21 protein-coding genes and 1 pseudogene are annotated in these 18,643 nt (G+C 60.1%); 18 read left to right on the forward strand and 4 right to left on the reverse strand.

Features of this window, described 5'->3' with window-relative positions:
• The first annotated feature begins 663 nt into the window (after positions 1 to 663).
• From XarjCFBP7645_RS21310 to XarjCFBP7645_RS05030, 6 genes are all read left to right on the forward strand, one after another.
• A complete protein-coding gene (locus XarjCFBP7645_RS21310; protein ID WP_146096270.1) occupies positions 664 to 1,521 on the forward strand; it encodes a hypothetical protein in 858 nt (285 codons plus the stop codon).
• A gap of 92 nt (positions 1,522 to 1,613) precedes the next feature.
• On the forward strand, positions 1,614 to 2,093 hold the full coding sequence (locus XarjCFBP7645_RS05010) for a LexA family protein (protein WP_080960035.1): 480 nt from the start codon (positions 1,614 to 1,616) through the stop codon (positions 2,091 to 2,093).
• Complete coding sequence (locus XarjCFBP7645_RS05015) at positions 2,093 to 3,379, forward strand: Y-family DNA polymerase (protein WP_047127442.1); 1,287 nt, start codon at positions 2,093 to 2,095, stop codon at positions 3,377 to 3,379. The genes XarjCFBP7645_RS05010 and XarjCFBP7645_RS05015 overlap by 1 nt, the downstream gene beginning before the upstream one ends.
• Before the next feature lie 864 nt (positions 3,380 to 4,243).
• Positions 4,244 to 4,654: a type II toxin-antitoxin system RelE/ParE family toxin gene (locus tag XarjCFBP7645_RS05020; protein WP_080960036.1), complete on the forward strand. Its 411-nt coding sequence runs from the start codon at positions 4,244 to 4,246 to the stop codon at positions 4,652 to 4,654.
• On the forward strand, positions 4,651 to 5,205 hold the full coding sequence (locus XarjCFBP7645_RS05025) for a helix-turn-helix transcriptional regulator (RefSeq protein WP_052767879.1): 555 nt from the start codon (positions 4,651 to 4,653) through the stop codon (positions 5,203 to 5,205). The genes XarjCFBP7645_RS05020 and XarjCFBP7645_RS05025 overlap by 4 nt, the downstream gene beginning before the upstream one ends.
• A complete protein-coding gene (locus XarjCFBP7645_RS05030; RefSeq protein WP_047127444.1) occupies positions 5,180 to 5,749 on the forward strand; it encodes a hypothetical protein in 570 nt (189 codons plus the stop codon). The genes XarjCFBP7645_RS05025 and XarjCFBP7645_RS05030 overlap by 26 nt, the downstream gene beginning before the upstream one ends.
• Before the next feature lie 42 nt (positions 5,750 to 5,791).
• On the opposite strand, the gene XarjCFBP7645_RS05035 is transcribed toward XarjCFBP7645_RS05030, so the two are convergent.
• From XarjCFBP7645_RS05035 to XarjCFBP7645_RS05050, 4 genes are read right to left on the reverse strand one after another with little or no spacing between them, the layout of a single operon-like run.
• Positions 5,792 to 6,490, reverse strand: a complete 699-nt coding sequence (locus XarjCFBP7645_RS05035; RefSeq protein WP_047127445.1) for a DNA-methyltransferase — start codon at positions 6,488 to 6,490, stop codon at positions 5,792 to 5,794.
• Positions 6,408 to 6,725, reverse strand: a complete 318-nt coding sequence (locus XarjCFBP7645_RS05040; RefSeq protein WP_306291541.1) for a Com family DNA-binding transcriptional regulator — start codon at positions 6,723 to 6,725, stop codon at positions 6,408 to 6,410. Before XarjCFBP7645_RS05040 ends, XarjCFBP7645_RS05035 begins: the two co-directional genes overlap by 83 nt.
• Entirely contained in the window at positions 6,679 to 7,701 is a 1,023-nt protein-coding gene (locus XarjCFBP7645_RS05045) for a phage portal protein (RefSeq protein WP_047127446.1), read from the reverse strand. The genes XarjCFBP7645_RS05040 and XarjCFBP7645_RS05045 overlap by 47 nt, the downstream gene beginning before the upstream one ends.
• Positions 7,701 to 9,464 (reverse strand): terminase ATPase subunit family protein, encoded by a 1,764-nt coding sequence (locus XarjCFBP7645_RS05050; RefSeq protein ID WP_181126224.1) that lies wholly within the window; start codon positions 9,462 to 9,464, stop codon positions 7,701 to 7,703. Before XarjCFBP7645_RS05050 ends, XarjCFBP7645_RS05045 begins: the two co-directional genes overlap by 1 nt.
• Before the next feature lie 142 nt (positions 9,465 to 9,606).
• Here XarjCFBP7645_RS05050 and XarjCFBP7645_RS05055 point away from each other — a divergent pair, with 142 nt between their 5' ends.
• The 12 genes and pseudogenes from XarjCFBP7645_RS05055 to XarjCFBP7645_RS05110 all read left to right on the forward strand — a co-directional run.
• Positions 9,607 to 10,449 (forward strand): GPO family capsid scaffolding protein, encoded by an 843-nt coding sequence (locus XarjCFBP7645_RS05055; protein WP_047127448.1) that lies wholly within the window; start codon positions 9,607 to 9,609, stop codon positions 10,447 to 10,449.
• Between the two features lie 49 nt (positions 10,450 to 10,498).
• A complete protein-coding gene (locus tag XarjCFBP7645_RS05060) occupies positions 10,499 to 11,515 on the forward strand; it encodes a phage major capsid protein, P2 family (protein ID WP_047127449.1) in 1,017 nt (338 codons plus the stop codon).
• 3 nt (positions 11,516 to 11,518) lie between these two features.
• Positions 11,519 to 12,238, forward strand: a complete 720-nt coding sequence (gpM, locus tag XarjCFBP7645_RS05065) for a phage terminase small subunit (RefSeq protein ID WP_047127450.1) — start codon at positions 11,519 to 11,521, stop codon at positions 12,236 to 12,238.
• Positions 12,239 to 12,336: 98 nt separating this feature from the next.
• Positions 12,337 to 12,804, forward strand: coding sequence for a head completion/stabilization protein (locus XarjCFBP7645_RS05070; RefSeq protein ID WP_047127451.1), 468 nt, complete (start codon positions 12,337 to 12,339; stop codon positions 12,802 to 12,804).
• Positions 12,804 to 13,013 (forward strand): tail protein X, encoded by a 210-nt coding sequence (locus XarjCFBP7645_RS05075; protein ID WP_005917735.1) that lies wholly within the window; start codon positions 12,804 to 12,806, stop codon positions 13,011 to 13,013. The genes XarjCFBP7645_RS05070 and XarjCFBP7645_RS05075 overlap by 1 nt, the downstream gene beginning before the upstream one ends.
• A gap of 4 nt (positions 13,014 to 13,017) precedes the next feature.
• A complete protein-coding gene (locus tag XarjCFBP7645_RS05080; protein ID WP_005929454.1) occupies positions 13,018 to 13,374 on the forward strand; it encodes a phage holin family protein in 357 nt (118 codons plus the stop codon).
• On the forward strand, positions 13,367 to 13,642 hold the full coding sequence (locus XarjCFBP7645_RS05085; protein ID WP_047127452.1) for a phage holin family protein: 276 nt from the start codon (positions 13,367 to 13,369) through the stop codon (positions 13,640 to 13,642). Before XarjCFBP7645_RS05080 ends, XarjCFBP7645_RS05085 begins: the two co-directional genes overlap by 8 nt.
• A complete protein-coding gene (locus tag XarjCFBP7645_RS05090; RefSeq protein ID WP_047127453.1) occupies positions 13,642 to 14,280 on the forward strand; it encodes a glycoside hydrolase family 19 protein in 639 nt (212 codons plus the stop codon). Before XarjCFBP7645_RS05085 ends, XarjCFBP7645_RS05090 begins: the two co-directional genes overlap by 1 nt.
• Positions 14,280 to 14,768: a hypothetical protein gene (locus XarjCFBP7645_RS05095; protein WP_047127454.1), complete on the forward strand. Its 489-nt coding sequence runs from the start codon at positions 14,280 to 14,282 to the stop codon at positions 14,766 to 14,768. Before XarjCFBP7645_RS05090 ends, XarjCFBP7645_RS05095 begins: the two co-directional genes overlap by 1 nt.
• Positions 14,765 to 15,184 (forward strand): phage tail protein, encoded by a 420-nt coding sequence (locus XarjCFBP7645_RS05100; RefSeq protein ID WP_047127455.1) that lies wholly within the window; start codon positions 14,765 to 14,767, stop codon positions 15,182 to 15,184. The genes XarjCFBP7645_RS05095 and XarjCFBP7645_RS05100 overlap by 4 nt, the downstream gene beginning before the upstream one ends.
• Positions 15,172 to 15,621, forward strand: a complete 450-nt coding sequence (locus tag XarjCFBP7645_RS05105; RefSeq protein WP_047127456.1) for a phage virion morphogenesis protein — start codon at positions 15,172 to 15,174, stop codon at positions 15,619 to 15,621. The genes XarjCFBP7645_RS05100 and XarjCFBP7645_RS05105 overlap by 13 nt, the downstream gene beginning before the upstream one ends.
• A 981-nt stretch (positions 15,622 to 16,602) precedes the next feature.
• Positions 16,603 to 18,207: pseudogene (locus XarjCFBP7645_RS05110) on the forward strand (methyl-accepting chemotaxis protein); the annotation flags it as partial.
• Positions 18,208 to 18,643 lie beyond the last annotated feature (436 nt).

Raw genomic sequence — 18,643 nt, forward strand, 5'->3', positions numbered from 1 at the left:
GTGGGCTCGGCATTTTTCCTGCAGACAGCCCATGGACTAAGGCCGTTCCTCGTGGTGGAACGAGAGCGCCCATAGAGACTTGTACATTTTCAAGGAGGTCCGGGCGCCTCCCTCATATTTCTGGACTGCGCTGCCATGCAACCACTGCACTTCCAAATGCTTGTCCGGCTCTAGTCAAGTTCGCTAGCCCACTCAGCAGAGCGCTGGAAGAGGTCCGACCAGAGAAAGCTGAATAGGAGCCCCCTCCCTCCCCGGGTCACGCCTTTGCGTCCACGTCTTTGTGTGGGCTTGTACTCACGCTTTTTATTAGCTAGTCTAGCGTTATGATGATGTTGCCTGAGCTTACGGCTCCAGGGCGTGGCCCGATTTGTGAAGCAAATCGGGCCACGCCCTGGAGCCAATAAGCTGGGGACTTTTTGGTCCAGAACGTGCACACTACCGTTTCTACGCTGAGGGTTCACAATGGCTAAGACACTGACAACAAGGGAGCTGAGCTCAGCAACCTATGGCAAGTTCAGCCGCGCTGGCGTGACTGTGGACGTACGGAGCTTCTTAATGAGTTCCGAAGGTCAGAAGGTCTTACAAAAAATTCATGGCGCCGCCAACCTCCAGATACCGGCCAAGCCTAAAAAATAACCACTGAGCTTTACAGGGCAGGATGCCATGCCGTTTAACCAGCTCATCCTGCCCTTGCTCGGGGGGTATCTTTTAATTACTTATGCTCATTGCTTTGTTTACTGGAGTTCACGCCAGTCAAAGGAGCAATTGCTTTTTGCGTCGGCTTTTGCTGGCGCTTTACTGGCTATATCCGCACGCGTTTTTACCTTGGCGGTAGCAAGTACGGATTGGGGACATTGGCTTTATGAATTCCTCCATCGCTTTGTAAACTACGAGGGCATCGGCACAGCAGTACTTTCGCTAGCTTTTGGTGTCGTATTAGTTGTTTGGATAAATCGCGCCTGGCCAAAAGCTGAGGCAGGCCTTTGGTTATATGGCCGAGGATCTCTCACGCATTTAGAAGCGTTACTCTATGCAAGCTTCACGGGCAGCGTGCCTTCTGAAGATGCGATATTCCGCTCACTACCGGTAGAACTTCCTCTCCGGCTCTTTGCCAGCGTGCCTTTAATTGGGCTACCCGTTAAACGTAAAATTCAGGCGCGCAAGTCCTGGAGAATCTTCACTATCTATGACGAAACTAACAATCTTGCAGTGCCTGCACCATTGATGGTGACTATGAAGGATAGGAAAGTATACGTAGGCTTTTTGCAGCACTCCCCTAGCCTTCAGCAGTCAAGCATGTCTCATCTCAGCTTTGAAGTGGTATCAAGCGGTTACCGAGACAAAGATGATTTGCGCGTTCAATTCACGGATGACTACACCGAAATTTTCTCTTCTGAGAATCCCGTGACAACGCTACCTTCTTATAAAGTTTTTCCGGTAGCGGACATTGTTAGCGCCAACTTCTTTGACGCGGGAGTATTCGATAAATTTCAGCGCCAGAAAATCTGGCTTGGAGACTAGTGATCTCTTGTGATGCGGGTTAATGCGGTCAGCTCAAGCGGAAGCCACCTAAATCTCGAACACTGAGACTGGTTGGATCCAAAATTCGCGCCATGCCTGCCCTTCCCCCGCCCCATACATATGCCCAATTACTCGGGCGAGTCAATCACGATCCAGTACCACTCGATCTGCCACTAAGCGCAATCCGGATACAGCTCGGCTTCCCCTCGCCCGCCGAGGACTTCCAAGACGACGAGCTCGATCTGAACCGGGTGCTGATCCGCAATCCGCCGGCTACGTTTCTGTATCGGGCCGAGGGCTGGAGCATGATCCTGGCCGGCGTTTGCGACGGGGACATCCTGGTCGTTGACCGCTCAGTGAGTCCGATCAATGGCGACATGGTGCTCGCCATCTGGGATGGTAATCAGCCGGTCTGCAAGATTCTTCAAGTCGCGGTCGACCACGTCGAGCTCCACAGCCGCAGCCCACACTGCACGCCGATTGTCCTGGCGCCAGGCACAGAGGTCGAGGTGTTCGCGGTCGTAGGCTTGGTCCGCCAGGTCACGCGCGCTCATTCCCGCGCTGGCCGCTGATGTTCGCGTTGATCGACGGCAACAACTTCTACGCCAGTTGCGAGCGGGTGTTCCAGCCCGAGCTGCGCGGCAGGCCGTTGGTCGTGCTGAGCAACAACGATGGCTGCGCCATTGCTCGATCGGACGAGGCCAAGGCGCTAGGCGTGACGATGGGACAGCCCATCCACAAGGTGCCCACGCAGATCCGCCGGGGGCTGGCGTTGCGCTCCGCAAACTTCGGTCTGTACGGCGACATCGCCTCGCGCATCGGCGTGATCCTTCGCCAAGCCGCGCCACGTGTGGAGGTGTACTCCATTGACGAGTCGTTCCTCGACCTGACCGGGATCCGCGATCGCCGGCAGCTCGCGGTCGACCTACGCGAGCGCGTTCACCAGTGGACTGGCATCCCGAACTGCATCGGCATCGCGCCGACGAAGACCCTGGCCAAGTTGGCCAACCGGGTCGCCAAGGATGCGGCGCGCAAACCGGGCAGCTACCCGGCCGATCTGGCCGGCATCTGTGACTTGGCAGCGCTCAGTGCAAGCGAGCTCGATGCCGTGCTGCGGGCCACGTCAGTTGGCGACCTCTGGGGCGTTGGTAGGCGCTGGAGCGCCAGGCTGCAGGCACGCGGTGTGTATACGGCAGCGGATCTGCGGGATGCAGCTGCAGACGACCTGCTCGCGGAGTTCGGAGTGGTGATGGCGCGCACGCAGCGCGAGCTGCAGGGTCACGCCTGCCTCGAGCTTGAAGAGGTCGAGCCAGACCGGCAGCAAATCATGGTCAGCCGATCGTTTGGAACATGGGTAAGCGACCCGCAAGATATGTCAGAGGCGCTGGCCACCTTCGCCATGCGTGCCACCGAGAAGCTGCGCGCTCGCGGATTGACGTCGAGCGCGATTGGCATCTTTGCCGAAACGGACTCGTTCAAGCCGGGCGTACCGCAGCACAACCCATCACGCACCGCCCCACTCGCCTCCGCCACCTCTGACAGCCGCATCGTGCTCACGACTGTACGCCGGCTGTTCCAGGGCTTCATGCGAGAAGGCTTCGCCTACAAAAAGGCCGGCGTGTGCCTGATGGATCTAGCCAAGCCTGAAGACCTGAAGGGCGACCTATTCACTCCGGCTCGCATCGGCGACGAGAAGCTGATGAGCGCCTTGGACGCTATCAACCGACGCTTCGGGCGGGATACGGCCGGCCTCGGTGCAAGCGGGTGGCAGAACTCTCCAGCATGGGCCTCGCGGCAAGAGCTCTTGTCGGGACGCTTCACTACCTCACTGGCAGATCTTCCGCGCGCCACGTGCTGATCGCGCGCCGGCAGGCCTGACTCAGGCGGCTCGGACTGGTTCCAATTTCTACGGCAACGTGCAGGCCTGGCCATCCGCGAGAGATGGGCGGTCGATGCGCGTGTGCTCAAGCGTATAGGCAAGTGCGGTGGCCGGAGCCCCGTTCCAGGCCCCTAATAGGCAATTTTCGGGATGACCATCGGGAGAAGGTAATTTAGGTAATCCGTCCTCATAAATTCACAAATCCATATATTTATCAAACACTTACATAAAAATATCAAAGGTAATTAAAGGGTAATCTAGAGGTAACGGGATTACCTTTTAGGGAGGTAATCAAGCTCCCAAAAAATATCCTTAAAATTCAAAGGCATAACTTTTTTATGGGAGGACAATTACCTTAAATCACCCCAAAAGGTAATCTATAATTTTCTATTTAAATCAGTTACTTATGCCCTTTTTCAGGTCTCGGATTACCGATTACCTCGTTCCGATGGTCAGTTGCCGAAATGCGCCCGGCGGTCAAGCTGAGGAAAGCAGCCGTACCCACCCGCAAAGCGCCCTAGGCGCGCAGGGATCTGCAGGGAAGAGAGGTCCCCTTGAATCGTACGGATCGGTAACAGCAGCGCGGTCTAGGCCCACCCTGCGGGGGTGCAGCGAGAACCGTGCACGAAGCCCGCAGGCGTGGCGGGGCGACGATTGCGCGCGCCCAGCCGAGGCGGCTAGGTCGACCCAAGCGCTAGGCGTCGTCGTCCCGCGTTATGCCTGCTATCGCCGTAGGGTTCTGAGCCCGCTACTATGGATTGGGAAGGAACTGAACAATCGGGGGGAACGCTTGACTTCTGCACAAACAACCCGTTGTAGCCAGATAACGTCAGAGTTATACTCATGACATGGATTGTTGAGCTGTTGGAGCAAGCTCAAGAATTCTTCGACGAGCTGGCGCCAGATGAACAAGTGCGGGTCGCAGGGGCTATGCGAATGCTCGAAGCGCATGGGCCTACGCTGGGTCGACCGCACGTAGACCTATTGAAGGGCTCACGCCACAAGAACTTGAAGGAGCTTCGTGTTCAGTGTGGAGACAAGCAGTTCCGAATCCTCTTCGCTTTCGACCGCAAACGCAGCGCGGTTTTGCTGCTCGGTGGCGACAAGCTTGCCTATGGTGTTGACCGCTTTTACGTAGATCTCATTCCTATTGCGGAAGATCTGTTCGATGCCCATCTAGAGAGGACCGCAGCGGCCGCTACATCGGTCAAGAAGACCGCTGCCAAGAAGACAAGGGGAAGAAAACCACCATGACCACCATGAACCTCGATGAGTTCCTGTCGAGCAGAGGTTTGAAGGGAAGTGCCGACGTAGAGCAGGCATTTCATGAAGCGATTCAGAATCTGCCCCTGGCCGCACTGCGAGCCAATGCGAATCTCACGCAGAAGGAGATTGCCGGTCTGCTTGGCAAGTCTCAGGCAGCAGTCTCAAAATTTGAAGGTCGCGGAGATTTTTTGATCTCGACGCTGTTTCAATACGTGAAGGCACTACGTGGCAGCATAGATCTCAGCATCAGTGTGGGTGAAGGTATGTTTACCCTCGCCCCGATCGATGATGAAGGGGAAATCTATTTCAAGTTGATGAGAAAAGCTGCCTCGGAAGCTATCAATTCAGGCCCAAGGCAGAGGGACGTGTTCACACTTCGCAGCTTGACGCAAAATCCTGAGTTGCGCTCAGTGCCACGGCGCCACGTCGCATGGTTGAGTGACCATTCGCTCGAAAATTACACAAGCGCTTCCGACGCAATTTCCGACGTATTCACGAAACTAGCAGCGAACGATGAAGCTCAGCCCCTTGCAGCTTGATACTCCTCAGTACCCTGTGGTGAGCATTCGCGCCGTACCGGGCGTGTCAGAGGAAATGCTAGATGCACCGCTGCCTGTGTCTGTGCGAGCGCAGGTACTGTACGACTCAGATTTGTCCCACATGGCGTCCCTTTCGATTGAGCAAAACGACGAGACCCAACCCTACGTGGTCTCGATACAGGTTTTGACAAGCTTTCGTATCGACATCGAACGGTGTCGAGAAGCCTACAAAGCTCTAAACCCTGAAATTGTGGCCGTCAACATCGCAAGAATTCTGTACGCGAGCGCGCGCGAAATACTTGCGATGGTAAGTGCACGTGCGCCTTACGGAAGCGCCATGCTGCCGGGCATGACAATTGAGGCATCCGATGTCGACATCAAATTTGAGACTGGCAAAGTCGACTTCATTCTTGAGCACGCCTTTGGGCTAGATCCCCAAAGGATCCAAGCTTTACGCCAGCAAGCACTTGCAGAAAAATCAGAATCCGAGGTGGCCGAAGAAGCCCCGAAGAAGAGGGTAAAAAAGCTAGCCGTAAAACTGTAAAAAAGAGGCCGCAAGGCCTCTTTTTTTACTTACTATCCTGTCCTATGTGGCAAGGCGATTTCGTGCAATGTCTGCATACTGTGCAGTGAGCTCGATGCCCGTTGCCGCGAAGCCTTCGAGCTCGGCTGCGAGTAACGTGGTTCCCGAACCAGCAAACGGGTCGAGCAAGCGACCGCCCGACTCGCAGATCCTCACCAATTGCCGCATCAACTCGGTCGGCTTGCCGGTCAGGTGATGCTTGTCGGCCTTGCGCACCGACTCACGGATGACCCCAGGCAGCACCGGCGCACGACGATCCAGCGGCATGTTGCCCTTGCTGCCCCACACGATGTATTCGGCCTGGTTGCGGAAGCGCCCCAACTGCGGTCGCACGCCTTCGGTCTTGTCCCAGACGGTGATGCCGCGCCAGGTGAAGCCGGCGATCTGCAGCGCGTCAGTGGTCAGCGGCAGCTGACGCCAGTCGGTGAACAGCAGCACTGGGGCGCCATCCTTGAGCACCCGCGCGCATTCGGATAACCACAGGTGCATCCATTTCAGGTGCGAGCGCTGGTCGCGCTCGTCGCCAACGAAGTCGGCATGCCCACCATCCCGGCAATACTTTGTCGACGGCGGCCGGGCCCGGGCAGCGGCGGTCAGGCCGCCACTCGCGTAAGGCGGATCAGTGATCAGCGCGTCGAACGAATTCGCTTCGAGCGTGGGCAGGATGGTCAGGGCGTCGCCCTGCAGGAGCTGGTTTTTCATGGTGAGAGCCTTCTTGGATTCGCTCGCGGCGATCGGAGGTGAGGCTCTCGGCCTTCAGGTGATTGAGCGTGCCGCAACGCGGGCACTTAATCTGGATTTCATCGAATGCGCCGGCCTTGCACAGCAGGCGGGCGCATTCGCCACAACGGAGGTTCTTGAGCATTGCGTGGTCTTGCGGTGGGAAAGGATTACGCGGCCGCTGGCGGCGCGTAGGGGGTGAAGGCGATGACCTCATCACCCACCCAGTCGTTGATCTTCAACATGCGCGCCTGCAGCGGTTCCAGCTCGTTCGCGGCCCAGACGGCAGCGGCCTCGCGGATCGAGCCGAAGCCGCCTGCGTTCTGCGGCACGATGCCCATGAGTTGCGGAGGGATGCGCAGCGCGGCCAGCATGTCGTCGCGGGTGATGCCCTTGATACCGCTGAACTCATCCTTGGCCGCCACTTCGCTGACCGGGATCAGCTTCAGGCCGTCCTTGTTGCCGCCTGGCGAGTACAGGAACAGATTGCGGAAGTTGCCCGGCCCCTTGGCGCCCTTCATGGCATTGCGCAGCGCGTCGACGTCTTCCTGGCTCTGCTGAGGGTCGGTCAGATAAAGGATGAAGCCGGCATGCGAGCCGTTGTTGTAGTACTTGCGGCGGAACAGCGTGGCCGACTCGTTGAGTAGCGCCGACTGCATCGCCGGCATCCACTCAGGCAGGCCGTAGAGTTCTTGATCGACATCGGCTTCGCGCAGCTGGAACACGCTGCCCGGCTCGAACACGTGCTCGTCGTGCCAAGTGCGCACTTGGAAGTACTCGCCCTCGGTGATGCCGCGCCGCATGTACTTGGACAACGGCGCCGCCAGCGACAGCGCACCGCCCATGCGGTTGCGGCGCCGCTCAACGTAGCCATTGCCCAGCGTGATCCAGTCCAGCGACAGCTGCTCGAAGGCCTCGCGGGTCAGCAGCCGATGCGGCTTGAAGGTACGCGCCAGCATGTTGCGCTTGAAGATCAGTCCGGACTGCAGGAACGGATTGCTGCGCGTGGTCTTGGAAAGGCCATCCAGCGCCACCGGTGGCTCATACCAGCGCCCGTTCTGCCAGCACTCCAGATAGTCCAGCACGCCGCGCCCATCGAGCACCGGCGTCGGGTCACCAAAGGTGAACGCCTCGGTGCGTGCGGGCACGGCTGGCGCTGCAAGCGCGGTGGCGGGCAGCTGGTCGGTCAACATCAAGAGATCTCCATGAAGCCGGAGTTGCGCGCGGTGCGCCCTTCCAGCGGTTCGTTCTGCAGCGCGTGGAACAGTGCCCACGCCAGGTCCGCGTGGCCGGTCTCTTCCGAGCGGCCAGCGGTGAAGGTGGATTGCCGGCCGCTGGCCGTCATGGTCTTGCGGATGGCCATCAACGACTGGGCCACGTCGGTCCAGCCAGCATCGAACTCCAGCCGTCCGTTGTGGATCACATCGAACGCCTTGAGCACCAGGCGCGTCTTGACCTCGGGCGAGTAGCTGAAGGTGACCAAATTCGGGAAGAACTGCTTCACCAGCTGCGCTACGCCGCTGCCCATGCCAGTGGTGTCGATGCCGATGTAGGTCACCCAGTAGCGGCACGTGATGCGCTCGATCTCGGCGGCTTGCTTGGCAAAATCCATGCCCCGGAACTGGATGCGCTCCAGCAGCCGGAACTTGCCGCCAGGCTGCTGCGGTGGCGCCAGCACGACCAGGCCGGCGGTGTCGCCGGTCTCGGCCGGGTCGTAACCGACCCACACCGCGCGATCGCCGTAGGGGCGCGCGGCGAACGGTTTGTAGTCCTGGCCCCATTCGACCCAGCTGTCGACCATGCACGGCTGCAGCATCGCCAGCGGGAAAATGCTGGCGCCGTCGTCGACGAAGTCGCACATCAACAGGTTGGCGAAAGCGTCGGGGCTGTATTCCTCGCGCAGCTCGTCGATGTCGAACAGGTCGCAACCACGGCGCTGGGCATCGAGGATGTTGACGATCTGCCGCCACGCGCGGTCCTGGCAGCGGCGACCGCCGGCCAGCGCATCGTGCGAGACATCGATCTGGATCCGCTGCGCGGCCGGCTTGCCCTTGTTGCGGCGCTCGCCGGTCCAGAACGTGTAGGCCTCGTGGGCCATGCTCGATGGCGTGCTGAAGTAGGTCTTGCGCCACTTCATGTGCATCGCCATGCCGCTGGCGACCTTGTTCAACTCGTTGAACCCGTAGGTCCAGAAGAATTCGTCGAAGTAGAAATTGCCGTGGTAGCCCTGGGCGGTGCGTGCATTGGTGCCCAGGAAGAACAGCTCGGCGCCGTTGGGGAACACGATGCTGTCGCCGCCGGAGAGCGTCTCGTCGATCGTCTCGCGCACGAACTGCTGCATGTAGCCGCGGAACAGGTGCGCCTGCGCTTTGGACGCGCTGAGGAAGATCTGATTGCGCCCGGTGGTGAGCGCATCGATCAGCGCCTCGCGGGCGAAGTAGTACGTGGCACCGATCTGGCGCGACTTGAGGATGATGCGGGTGCGCTCGTTACCGGCCCTATACCAGTCACGCTGATAGTCGAAGCAGCCGTCGACGAACGCTGTGGTCAGCTGCTCGATCTGCTCCTCGCTGAAGTCGTTGCGCTTGGGCTTCTTCTTGGGCGCTGCGTTGCGGTTCGCCACAGCCGGATTCAGGTCGGTTTCGTTGCCGCCGCCCTGGTAGCGCTGGATGCGCGCCTGGCGCTCCAGCTGCCGATGCAGCAGATCGATTTCTTTGAAGTCGCCGCCGGACTTTTCCGGCTTCATGATCAGCACGACCAAGCGCGCTTCGAGCGCACCACCGATGCGCTCAACGTTGTCTGCGCGATCCCACTCGTCACGCGACTTCCAGCTGTGTACAGTCTTCTCGTTCTCGCCAATGGCCTGCGCAATTTCGGTCACGCGCCATCCCATCCAGTACAGGAACTTGGCCTGTCTGCGGGTGTCCATCGGGAGCTGGGTGGCAACGCTTTGCATGCCGACCAGGGTGCGGCCCACCTCTTAATCCGGACAGTTGAACGACGCGTAATCGCCTGATTTACACGGTGATTGCGTTGCTGCGCTATGCGTCGCGTTTGACCATGGGTCATCGCAAATGCATCCAGCGCAGAGGGCACCCATGTCGGGCAAGACCAAGAAGTTCCGTTCCAACTGGTTCCGTGTGGCCGTCGAAGGCGCCACCACCGATGGCCGCACGATTCAGCGCAGCTGGATCGACGACATGGCCGCCACCTACAACCGCGAGACCTACAACGCCCGCATCTGGATCGAGCACATGCGCAGTCTGCTGCCGGACTCGCCGTTCCGTGCGTATGGCGATGTCACCGCCGTCAAAGCCGAAGAGGTCGAAATTGACGGCAACAAGCGTCTGGCGCTGTTCGCCCAGATCGAGCCGACTGCCGACCTGATCACCATCAACAAGTCCAAGCAGAAGCTCTACACCAGCATCGAGGTGCAAGAAAAGTTCGCCAACACCGGCAAGGCGTATCTGGTCGGCCTGGCCGTGACCGATTCGCCGGCCAGCCTGGGCACCTCCATGCTCAGCTTCGCCAGCCAGAACCCGGACGCCAATCCGCTGGCCGATCGCAAGCAGTCACCGGGCAACCTGTTCACCGTCGCCGAGGAAACCGCGCTGGAATTTAGTGAAGTCAGCGAAGGCCCGGTCGCCAATCTGCTCAGCCGGATCCGCACCGCGCTCAGGAGCGAGGACGCCACCAGCATCACCGCCGAGCAGTTCGCAGAGCTTGGCGAAGGCGTCGAAGAGATCGCCGAACACGTGCGCGGCCAGGACGAACGCTTCAACCGCCTGCAGGCCGAGCACGCCGAGCAGAAGACCAAGCACGAACAGCTGGCAAACGACCTGGCGCAGCTGCGCGAGTCGCTGTCGCAACAGCCGGACCCTACACAGCCCGCACGCCCGGTGGTCACTGGCGGCGGCGCAGCCGTGCTGACCGACTGCTGATCCCACACCACACCAAACACGCCGCCAGCGCCCCACCTTCGGAGCCACCATGCAAAACGCCACCCGTCTGCAGTTCAACCAGTTCGCCGAGCAGATCGCCAAGCTCAATGGCATCACCTCCGCCTTCCATTCCTTCGCCGTCGATCCGACCGTGCAGCAGAAGCTGGAAACGCGCATGCAGGAATCCAGCGAGTTCCTGTCCAAGATCAACATCATCCCGGTGGACGAACTGTCCGGCCAGAAGGTGGGCATTGGCGTCACCGGCAGCATCGCCAGCCGCACCGACACCGGCGCCGGCAAGACCCGCACCCCGCGCAACGTCGCCGCGCTCGACAAGAACGAGTACGTCGCCAAGAAGACCGACTTCGACACCGCCATTCCGTATGCGCTGCTCGATGCCTGGGCCAAATTCCCGGACTTCCAGGCGCGCCTCCGCGATGCCATCGTCAAGCGCCAGGCGCTGGACCGTCTGCAGATCGGCTTCAACGGCACCCATGCCGCTGCCGACACCGACCGCGCCGCGTTCCCCTTGCTGGAAGACGTCAACATCGGCTGGCTGCAGCATTACCGCACCAATGCAGCCCAGCGCGTGCTGGCCAGCGGCAAGACGGCGGGCAAGATGGTCATCGGCGCAGGCGATGGCGCGGACTACCGCAACCTCGACGCGCTGGTGTTCGATGTGGTGAGCAACTTGCTCGACCCTTGGCATCGCAAGGATCCGAGCCTGGTGGTGGTGCTCGGCCGCGACCTGATGCACGACAAGTATTTTCCGATGGTCAACAAGGACCAGGCGGCGAGCGAGAAGATCGCCACCGATCTGATCTTGAGCCAGCGCCGCGTCGGCGGCCTGCAGGTGGCCGAGGTGCCGTACCTGCCGGACGGCGCGTTGATGGTCACCTCGCTGGCGAACCTGTCGATCTACTACCAGACCGGCGGCCGTCGCCGTTACATCCAGGAAGTGCCCGCACGCGATCGCATCGAGAACTACGAGTCCTCCAACGATGCCTACGTGGTCGAGGACTACGGCCTGGGCTGCGTGGTCGAGCACATCGAGATCGAGGCCTAAACCATGGCCGACAGTCCCGCCAAGCGTCACCACAGCCGCGTGCTGGCCGAGCTGGAAGCGGCGCAGCGCGCTCCGCACCAGCTGATGGCCGGTGCAACGGCCTACGAGCAGCATATGGCGCAGCTGCAGAGCGATCGCCTGCGGCTGAAGCAGATCCAGTCCACCCAAGGCAAGGCGGCGCTCAAGGTGCAGCTGCTGCCGACCTACGTGCCGTATCTGGCCGGCGTGCTGGCCGGCGGCCAGGGCGCGCAGGACGAGATCGTGATGACGTGCATGGTGTGGCGCATTGATGCCGGCGACTATGCCGGCGCGCTGGAGCTAGGTGCCTACGTGCTCAAGCACTGCCTGCAGATGCCTGACCGCTTCTCCCGCACGGTGGGCTGCGTGCTTGCTGAGGAAATTGCCGAGGCGGCGTTGTCAGCGCAGAAGACCGGTCAGAGCTTCGATGAGGCCGTCCTGGCCGACACCGCCGCGCTGACTGCAGAGCAGGACATGCCTGATGAGGTGCGCGCCAAGCTGCACCTGGCACTGGCCCGCGCAACGCTTGCGGGCATCACCGATGAGACGCCTGCCGACCAGGCGCAGCCCATCGCCGCTGCCGCTGTCTCCGACCTGCAGCGCGCCATCGCACTGCATGGCAGCTGCGGCGGCAAGAAGGATCTCGAGCGCGCCGAGCGGCTCTTGAAGAAATTCAGCGTTGAGCCTGCGGGCACCAACGCATAACCGAGCGTCCCCGCAACCCTCGCCGGCTCGGGGCTGATCCACAGCACTCCATCGCTGCGGTGACGCCCCGACCACCGGCGATCTATTCCGAGCCATCCATGAGCGGATTCACTGCCACCGGCACCACCAGCGCCACGCTTGATGCGATCGCCAATGCGCCGTTCTGGCCGGCGATCGCACCGGGTGCCGTGCGCGCGAGCATGCGACTGGATGGCACCGTCACCGATGCGCGCCTGCGCCACGCCATCGTGGCCGCGATGCTCGCGGTCAACGATGAGTTGCAGACCTGGGCGCAGACGCAGCAGGCGGCCGGCTACGCCGCGTTGACCGATGTGCCCAGCACCACTGTCGATGGCCTCTCGCGCCGCGTACAGCTGTACCTACGCGCCGTCGCGTGTGCCACCGCTGTCGAGGTGGCAGAGCGTTATCGCAGCTTCGACGCGACCGACAGCGCCAACCAGCGCGCCGATGACCTGTCACCGAGCATCACCGAGCTGCGCCGCGACCAGCGCTGGGCCGTGCGTGACCTGCAGAACCTGCCGCGCAGCACGGTAGAGCTCATCTGATGCGCGTGCACGCCATGCAAGGCGACACCGTCGACCTGCTGTGCTGGCGCCACCTGGGCAGCACGGCCGGCCTGGTCGAGCGCACCTACCTCCTCAATCCCGGCCTGGCCGAACTGGGCGCCGTGCTGCCGCATGGCACGCCAGTGGAGTTACCCGAGGTAACCACCACCACAGCGGCGATGACGCCGCTTGTGCAGCTATGGGACTGATCTGATGACCGAACCCACCTCCGTATCGAGCGGCTTTTTGATCGCCACCGGTGTGGGCCTTGCCTCCGTGCTGCCTGGCATCGACGGCGATGCACTGATCGGCGCCTTCGCCGGCGGCGCGTTGTTCGTGGTGTCTGCCGCCAAGCAACCGCTGCTGGCGCGGCTGATCTATTTCCCGGTGAGCGTGATCGCCGGCTACCAGCTGGCGCCGGAAATCCTGCGCTGGTTGCCCATCAAGTCCAGCGGCGTGGCCGCCTTCGCCAGTGCGGCGTGCGCGATCACCGTCACGCTAGGCCTGATCGAAAAGAGCAAGTCGTTCGACTTTTCCTTCCTACGTCGTGGAGGTCCGCCCAGTGCATAGCCTGGTCACCGTCCTGACGTTGATGGCCTCGCTCGCCATCTGCGTCCGCCTGCTTACCTACCACCGCCCGGTCGACGCGCGCCATCGACGCGGCGCGGGCTGGTGCGCGTGGTTGCTGATCGCCAGCACCGGCGGTCAGGCGCTGCACATCCTGCTGGCCGGCGCCAGCTCGCAAGTCAGTCTCTGGCACCTGGGCACGTTAATCGTGCTGGCGGTGCTCACCTACCGCGCCCAGGGCAATGTGGCGCGCATCCTGAAGGTCGATTGATGTTCACCGATACCCAGCTCGCCTCGATCATGCAGTGCTCGGCCCAACGTGCACAGCGCTGGCACGGCCCACTGCTCGCCGCCGCCAACCGCTTCGGCATCACCACCAAGCGCCGCGCCGCGCATTGGCTCGGCCAGGTCGGCCACGAAAGCCTGAGCCTGTCGCGCATGGAAGAAGGGCTGACCTACACCACCAGCGCACGGCTGCTGGAAGTGTTCGGCGCACGCATCACGCCGGCACAAGCGCCCAAGTTTCTGCGCAACCCGGTCGGCCTGGCCAACTTCGTCTACGCCGATCGACTGGGCAACGGCAACGCCGCCAGCGGCGACGGTCACCGCTACCGGGGCCGTGGCTCGATGCAGCACACATTCCGTGGCAACTACCGCCGCATCGGTGAGCTGATCGGCTTGCCGGTGGAAGAGCAGCCGGATCTGCTGCTGCAGATCGAGCCAAGCGCACTGGGTGCAGCGGCGTACTGGCACGACAACGGCCTCAACGTGCTCGCCGATGCGGGCGATGTGCTCGGCCTGGGCCGCAAGATCAATCTGGGCAACGTGCGTGCCAAGCGCTTGCCCGAAGGCCACAGCGATCGTGTCACGCGCACGCAGCGCGCCCTGCAGATCCTGGGTGTGAGCTGATGGTCACGCGCCTGATCATCCTGATGGCGCTGATTGCAGTGCTCGTTGGTGGCTGCGTGTGGCAAGAGCAGCGCGTCAACACCGCGCAACGCGAACGCAAGCAAGCTCTAGACGCAAAAGCTGCCGCTATCGCCGAGCGCGACAGCGCAAAGAGTTCCACAAAGGTCGTTGTCGAGTACGTCGACCGCGTGCACATCGTGCGCGAGGCCGGCGCCACCATCACCCGCGAGATCCCGATCTATGTCACCCAGAAAGCAGACGCTGCTTGCGCTATCCCTGCTGGCTTTGTGCGGTTGCATGACGCCGCCGCCTCGGGCAACCCTGCCGGGCCGCCCACCGGAGATCCTGATGCGCCGGCCGCCGGCATTACGCTCTCTGGCATTGCCGGTACCGTCGCCGACAACTACACCAGCTGCCACGCCACCGCCGCGCAGCTGAGCGCGCTGCAGGACTGGATCGATCTGCATCTACCGGCAGCGGCTCCATGATCAAGCCCGCCAGCCTGCGCGCGCATCTGGTCGCGGCCTTGCCTGACCTAGCGCGCGATGCCGACCGGCTGCTGGTATTCATCGACGCCGGCAGCCTGGTCAGCACGTTCCAGCCGGGGCTGTCGTTCGAGTACCAGTACACGCTCAACCTGATCCTGACCGACTACGCCGGCCACCCAGACAACGTGATGCTGCCGCTGCTGGAATGGGTGCAGGTCAATCAGTCCGAGCTGCTGTCCAATCCTGCGCGCCGTGGTGAGATCGCTTTCGAGGCCGACATCCTCGCCAACGATGCCGTGGATCTGTCGATCAAGTTGCCGCTGACCGAACGCGTGATCGTGACCGCGAAAGACGGCGGCGGCTATGACATCACCCATGCGCCCGAGCCGGTGATCGATCCCACATGGATGAGCTGACCGCGCTGGAGAACTGGGCCGCTCCGCTGCTGGCCCGCCTGCAGCCCGGTGAACGCCGCAGCCTGGCACGCAAGATCGGAACGGAACTGAGACGCTCGCAGAGCCAGCGCATCGGCAAGCAGCAAGCGCCCGATGGCTCACCTTATGCACCGCGCAAGCAGCAGCTGCGGCAGAAGTCCGGGCGCGTCAAACGCGCGAAGATGTTCGCCAAGTTGCGGCAGGCCAAGTTCTTCAAGGTCAGCGCCAGTCCCAACGCTGTGAGCGTGGGGTTTGTGGGGCGTGTGTCGCGCATTGCGCACGTGCATCAAGACGGGACGACCGAACGTGTGCGAAAGAATGGCCCCAAAGCGCGATACGAGAGGCGTGTGCTACTCGGTTTTTCAACTGACGATCAGCAGATCGTGCGCGAGCACTTCTTGAGTCATTTAAGTCAATGAGGTCGCCAAGTCATACGAATTACAGTCTGAGCGAAGTGCGTTGGCCATCATTGATGGTAACGCGAACATTCAAAGTGCCGAAATTCTGACGCGAATGGCAGGTGCGGTTAAATGGTGACTACGAGTAACCACATGAAGCGCTGACCGGACCGTACTTTGTCGTCTTCACCATTCCGGTGCTTGGCTGTGGCCACGCTTCTCCAAAATTTCACGCCAGGCTCTAAAGATTAGAGCCTGTAGGCCGATCTAGTATCAATGCCCAGGCATAACGCGTCGGCAGAGTTCTGAACCAACTGTTCTTGGCCTATGGGTCATGCCCCCCCCTACCTGCATTGGGATCTCGTAATGAATTTTACACGCCGCCTCCGTATCGGAGCGCGACTAGCAACCGGCTTTGGCCTGCTCCTTGCGCTCATCGTTTTGACTAGCACCGTGGCACTTGAAGGTAATAAAACGCAGAGCCGAGAACTCAACCGCGTTGTGGATGTCGGCTTGGCGAAGATGGTGGCACTCACCACGCTACTGGACATCAATAACGACATGATTGTTGCGCGTCGAGAAATGACACTTCTGCGCGATCCTGCAAGTTCAGGAGCCTATCAGGCGCAGATCAAAACGCTAGTTGGGCGCTATGAGCTGACTTGGAAGAATTACAATGAGAAGTTCCCTGCGCCGGATGCGGCTGCCCGTGGTCGGCGCACCCGCATTGAGCAACTGCGTGCCATTGCGATGCCAATCAATCGACAAATAGGCGAGCGGCTGGAGGCTGGGGATTACGATGGCGCGGTGGCCATCACTCTAAACAAAGCAAGACCTGCGATGCAGGCGTGGAACAAAGCAATCTCCGAGAGCGTGGCAGAGCAAAAACGTAATATTGCAACATCGGCCGCCCAAGCAACTCAGGCTAACAAACGTAGCAACGCGATGATTTGGATATTTGGCGCTTTAAGTCTACTGATTGGAGGCTTGGCGGCATGGATGATCACGCAGAGCTTGACGAAGCCGCTATCGCAAGCACTTGCATCCATTACTGCCGTCGCGCGAGGAGATTTGAGCGTAAAGAGCAATGATGCAACTGGCGATGAGATTGGCCAGATGCTGAGAGCGTCCGACGACATGGTAGCGATGCTGCAGCGGTACTCTGACCAAACAGCGACGATGATTCACAAGCACGCCGGCGAAGACATCAGCTACCGGATGCCTGAATCCTTTCCAGGGATCTATGGAGAGCTGGCACGGGGCATTAATACGATGATGTTTGAGCACCTTGATGCCATTGTCGATTCCATGGCAGTACTTGAAGAGTATGCGCGAGGAGATCTGCGCCGGGATGCTCGCCGCCTGCCTGCTACGCGAGCGTTCTTGCATGAATCTATGGACGCAGCTAAAGCTAGCTTGATGGCTATCAATACGGAAATTAAACGATTGGCTCAATCTGCGGCAAATGGCGACTTCGCCGCGCGGGGTAATACGGATCACTTCCAGCATGATTTCCGAGTGATGGTCGAAGATCTGAATTCCATGATGCATATCAGCGATACAAATCTCGGTAAGCTGTCAGAGCTTCTCGGGGCGATTGCGCAAGGCGACCTTACTGCACGGATGGATGGAGAATTTCTGGGTGTCTTCGCCACATTGCGTGATGACGCCAACATGACCGCGCGTCAGCTTGCGACCATTGTTGGCCGGATTCAGCAGTCAGTCACCGCGATCAACTCTGCGGCTGGAGAAATCGCGGCAGGCAATCAGGATCTTTCCCAGCGCACCGAACAGCAGGCAGCCAATCTGGAGGAAACTGCCGCCTCTATGGAGGAATTGACATCAACCGTGCGTCAAAACGCAGAGCACGCGCGTCAAGCGAATCAGTTGTCAATCGGTGCGGCCGAAGTGGCTTCCGAAGGAAGACAGACAGTGGCTAAGGTAGTTGAAACGATGGCTGGCATCGAGGTGGCCTCGCGTAAGATTGGAGATATTAACTCGGTTATCGATGGCATCGCATTCCAGACCAACATTCTTGCGCTAAACGCGGCCGTCGAAGCTGCTAGAGCTGGGGAGCAGGGCCGTGGCTTTGCTGTTGTTGCAACTGAAGTACGCACTCTTGCCCAGAGGGCTACCATTGCGGCAAAGGAGATCAAGGACCTCATCGACGATTCTGTGGGGCGCGTAACTGAGGGCTCACAGCTGGTGAACAAAGCCGGCGAGACTATGGTTGAAATCGTGGCAAGTGTGCAACGGGTCACCAACATCATGGGTGAGATTTCTGCTGCGTCCCAAGAGCAGTCTGCAGGTATCGAGCAGGTTAATCAGACCGTTACGCAGATGGATGAAGCCACACAGCAAAATGCTGCATTGGTTGAAGAAGCAACCGCTGCTGCCCGGTCAATGGAGGAGCAGGCTAACCAGCTGAGTGATGCAGTATCGGTTTTCAAGGTTGAGAGCGCTGCCTCAGCGATCAGTTCATCTACAAAACCCCTTAGTTCCGCCTCACCTCGTATCACACCGTCAGCCAAAGAAAAATTAGCCTGGCAAGGATCCTCCAAGGTAAACGCTAGACTTCCAAGCACTACAGAGTGGCAGAACTTATAAGGCGGCTATAAACATTAAGGCCCGGTTGCCTTCGCGACCGGGCTCTTTAATTTTCGCAGTCTGTCCGAACAAGCTACCCAGGGGCGAGAACGTCCTGTACATGCAGACGCCGCTCTAGTTAGATATGTATAGGTGCAACAAGGTTTGTCTCCGGCAATGACTCAAAACGCGCAGACCCAGACGAAGATGTTCATGCCAGTTGGTAACCAGGCGACAGAGGGCGATTCTTACAAAGCCGGCAGATAGTTAGGCGCCGCCTTCTCAGATGTCTGTAATTCCAAAGATTAACAACGTGGTTAACTGATCGCGAGACGTGATGGCTAGGCGCTTTAAGGTCGTGCCTGAAAAATGGATTTACATTTTTCACGCGCGTACCAACCAGCTTTACAAAGCAATTTAATTGGCTCGATCACGAGAACCGGGGACCCTAGTCAGG

The sequence above is a fragment of the Xanthomonas arboricola genome (assembly GCF_002940665.1).
GTDB classification, from domain to species: Bacteria; Pseudomonadota; Gammaproteobacteria; order Xanthomonadales; family Xanthomonadaceae; genus Xanthomonas; species Xanthomonas arboricola_B.

What these genes read in the sequence shown, in the direction of transcription:
- XarjCFBP7645_RS05045 (WP_047127446.1), bottom strand. Translation starts at nt 7,701, where the DNA reads ATGTTGACCGACCAGCTGCCCGCCACCGCGCTTGCAGCGCCAGCCGTG.
- XarjCFBP7645_RS05030 (WP_047127444.1), top strand. Translation starts at nt 5,180, where the DNA reads ATGAAGCTCAGCCCCTTGCAGCTTGATACTCCTCAGTACCCTGTGGTG.
- XarjCFBP7645_RS05010 (WP_080960035.1), top strand. Translation starts at nt 1,614, where the DNA reads ATGCCTGCCCTTCCCCCGCCCCATACATATGCCCAATTACTCGGGCGA.
- XarjCFBP7645_RS05040 (WP_306291541.1), bottom strand. Translation starts at nt 6,725, where the DNA reads ATGAGGTCATCGCCTTCACCCCCTACGCGCCGCCAGCGGCCGCGTAAT.
- XarjCFBP7645_RS05105 (WP_047127456.1), top strand. Translation starts at nt 15,172, where the DNA reads ATGGATGAGCTGACCGCGCTGGAGAACTGGGCCGCTCCGCTGCTGGCC.
- gpM (WP_047127450.1), top strand. Translation starts at nt 11,519, where the DNA reads ATGGCCGACAGTCCCGCCAAGCGTCACCACAGCCGCGTGCTGGCCGAG.
- XarjCFBP7645_RS05075 (WP_005917735.1), top strand. Translation starts at nt 12,804, where the DNA reads ATGCGCGTGCACGCCATGCAAGGCGACACCGTCGACCTGCTGTGCTGG.
- XarjCFBP7645_RS05015 (WP_047127442.1), top strand. Translation starts at nt 2,093, where the DNA reads ATGTTCGCGTTGATCGACGGCAACAACTTCTACGCCAGTTGCGAGCGG.
- XarjCFBP7645_RS05080 (WP_005929454.1), top strand. Translation starts at nt 13,018, where the DNA reads ATGACCGAACCCACCTCCGTATCGAGCGGCTTTTTGATCGCCACCGGT.
- XarjCFBP7645_RS05070 (WP_047127451.1), top strand. Translation starts at nt 12,337, where the DNA reads ATGAGCGGATTCACTGCCACCGGCACCACCAGCGCCACGCTTGATGCG.
- XarjCFBP7645_RS05035 (WP_047127445.1), bottom strand. Translation starts at nt 6,490, where the DNA reads ATGAAAAACCAGCTCCTGCAGGGCGACGCCCTGACCATCCTGCCCACG.
- XarjCFBP7645_RS05050 (WP_181126224.1), bottom strand. Translation starts at nt 9,464, where the DNA reads ATGCAAAGCGTTGCCACCCAGCTCCCGATGGACACCCGCAGACAGGCC.
- XarjCFBP7645_RS05100 (WP_047127455.1), top strand. Translation starts at nt 14,765, where the DNA reads ATGATCAAGCCCGCCAGCCTGCGCGCGCATCTGGTCGCGGCCTTGCCT.
- XarjCFBP7645_RS21310 (WP_146096270.1), top strand. Translation starts at nt 664, where the DNA reads ATGCCGTTTAACCAGCTCATCCTGCCCTTGCTCGGGGGGTATCTTTTA.
- XarjCFBP7645_RS05055 (WP_047127448.1), top strand. Translation starts at nt 9,607, where the DNA reads ATGTCGGGCAAGACCAAGAAGTTCCGTTCCAACTGGTTCCGTGTGGCC.
- XarjCFBP7645_RS05095 (WP_047127454.1), top strand. Translation starts at nt 14,280, where the DNA reads ATGGTCACGCGCCTGATCATCCTGATGGCGCTGATTGCAGTGCTCGTT.
- XarjCFBP7645_RS05060 (WP_047127449.1), top strand. Translation starts at nt 10,499, where the DNA reads ATGCAAAACGCCACCCGTCTGCAGTTCAACCAGTTCGCCGAGCAGATC.
- XarjCFBP7645_RS05020 (WP_080960036.1), top strand. Translation starts at nt 4,244, where the DNA reads ATGACATGGATTGTTGAGCTGTTGGAGCAAGCTCAAGAATTCTTCGAC.
- XarjCFBP7645_RS05090 (WP_047127453.1), top strand. Translation starts at nt 13,642, where the DNA reads ATGTTCACCGATACCCAGCTCGCCTCGATCATGCAGTGCTCGGCCCAA.
- XarjCFBP7645_RS05025 (WP_052767879.1), top strand. Translation starts at nt 4,651, where the DNA reads ATGACCACCATGAACCTCGATGAGTTCCTGTCGAGCAGAGGTTTGAAG.